This is a genomic window from Thiolapillus sp. (genome assembly GCF_048562965.1).
GTDB classification, from domain to species: Bacteria; Pseudomonadota; Gammaproteobacteria; order Chromatiales; family Chromatiaceae; genus Thiolapillus; species Thiolapillus brandeum_A.
Genome location: NZ_JBHNMF010000633.1, coordinates 1 through 1,770, shown reverse-complemented (window position 1 = coordinate 1,770; position 1,770 = coordinate 1). Strand labels below are relative to the sequence as shown.

Sequence of the window (1,770 nt, the reverse complement as noted above, 5' to 3'; positions counted from 1 at the left end):
CGGTCCCTGGGAATATGGCGATAGCTTCTGAGCTGTCAGATGCCATGGGTGTGCCGCTTAGTGTTGCGATAGGCGCGCAGGATACGCTCAGACAGAAGAAGCTTCAGGACGATCTTAGCGCCCAGGATACTCCCGATGCGCTGTTTCAGGTATTGAAGGAAGCGCCTGAGGCGGCCCCGGCGTTTTCTCCGGATGTTGGCAACCTGCAAAGCCTCATGGCTTACATGGGTCAGCAGCGGCATTTGTACGGCACCGGTGATGAGACCCGGTGGCAGGCTATTAAGCGTGCGTATGGGCGTGGTGCCGCTGTTGCTGAGATGTCCGAGCTGTTCGATGTGTACTCATCGGCGTTGGGCAATGGCGCAGATATCCCGGAATGGGCGACTGCCCGGATGAAGGATATCAAGTACAGGGCTTCTGCCGGCGCGCCGGATTTTGGCTTCTTTTCGGAGATGGCAGAGGCCACGTCAGAGGTGTTGCCCCAGCTCGTGGATTCAGCCGGGTACCTTGCTACAGGTGCCGCCGTGGGTGCCCTTGCAGGTTCAGCAGGTGGTGTGCCCGGGGCTATTGCGGGTGCCGGATACGGTGCCATGACCGGTGGCGCGGTATATACCTACCGGCTGACCTATGTGGACATGGTGGATCAGCTCATGGACATTCGGGTGGATGATCAGCCGATACCGCGTGATATTGTGAACGTGGGTGCTAAGGGCGCGGCCACCCTCACCGCGGCACTGGAGGTTGCCCCCTGGGGTATGCTTGCGTCCAGATTCCCGTTTCTGAAGGGAAAGGACACGGTAAAAGGTATTGTCAGTAACGCTACCGTTGCCGCTGCCCGAAATCCGGAGGTGGCGAAGGCGGTCATGAAAGCGCTGGGGGATCTGGCGCTGTTCACCGCAGCCGAAGGTGTCACGGAGGGGTCGCAGGAGCTGGTTGCTGTGGCGGTGGAGGAGCTGGCTAAGGCGGCGGCATTTGATGACTATGAGATGGATGCTTTCTCCCCGGAGACACGAACCCGCGTGGTGGCGGCTGCTGCCAAAGGTGCGATGGGCGCTCCCCTGATGGGTTTACCGGGTGTGGGGCTGGGCGCGACCGTACAGTTTGCCCTTGAGAAGCAGGAGCGCATTCAGGACCGTAAGGATCAGGAGCACCTGGATACGCTGATTGGTGCCACATCGTCTATGAATGCCAGCAGTGCGGTTCCTCAGCAGACTGCGGACGTTATCACGGGCATGGCCCGGCAAACGGGTTCACCGCATACGGTGTACGTTGATGCAAGCGCCGTGGTTGACGCGGCGGGTGCGCTTCATCAGGACGGCAAAGCACCGGGGCGCGGTACGTGGTTTGATAAGGTGCTCGAAAAGGCCCAGGCGTCCCTTGAGGGTTCTGTGGAGCTGGACGTTGGGGATGTTGTCGTGAACGCGGGAGGTGCCGGGTTTGAATCCTTGCGTCCGCATATGCGCCTGCGCCCTGAGGGTGTGTCCCAGTCGGACATGAACCGTACCTACGCTTCGCGGGATGCTACGCTGGAAGAGCGGTTGGAGGCTCTGGAGAAATCTGCGGAAGTTGAAGCGGCGCTGAAGTCGCATATTGAGCAGTTCTCGCAGGAGCTGGCAGGCACGGGGCGTGTTACAAAGCGTTTGGCGAATACGATGACCCGGTTTCTGAAGCCGTGGCTGTCACGGGTTGCGCTGCTGACGGGGGAGAACCCGGTAGAGGTCCTCAATAAGCTGCAAGTGGCCTTATCGGGCGACTGGGCCAAACAGCTCC

Annotated in this window: 1 protein-coding gene; it reads left to right on the top strand. The window is 60.3% G+C overall.

Annotated elements, in window-relative coordinates; translation table 11 throughout:
• Window positions 1–14: 14 nt before the first annotated feature.
• Window positions 15–1,770, top strand: a 1,756-nt coding sequence (locus ACOCD2_RS18595; protein WP_419625883.1) for a hypothetical protein, incomplete at its 3' end; no start/stop codon positions are given.